Source organism: Kineococcus sp. AC630, from assembly GCF_979255925.1.
The window spans coordinates 1-233 of the sequence record NZ_CEEDMJ010000164.1 but is presented as its reverse complement, the minus strand read 5'-3'; the positions used below and the strand labels follow the sequence as shown (position 1 = coordinate 233).

Below are 233 nucleotides of genomic sequence, written 5' to 3'. Positions count from 1 at the left end.
CCCGCACCGCGCTGCGGGTGCTCGTCGACACCCCGCGGCGGCCATTGCCGGTCACCACGACCCACCTGAACTCCTCCCCCGCCGAGTCCGCGGTCCGCCTCGCCCCGGTCCGCGTGCTCGTGCCGTTCGTGGCGGAGGGGTTCCGGCGCGGCGAGCACTCCCCGCCGGTGCTGACCGGCGACTTCAACGCCGTCGCGGAGTCCGACGAACTCCGGCTGACCGCGGGGTACCTC

At 75.5% G+C, this 233-nt stretch carries 1 protein-coding gene; it reads left to right on the top strand.

Annotated features, from left to right (window positions below; translation table 11 throughout):
• A partial coding sequence (locus tag AC0I8G_RS26260) for an endonuclease/exonuclease/phosphatase family protein (RefSeq protein ID WP_471732549.1) occupies positions 1-233 on the top strand: 233 nt, incomplete at both ends.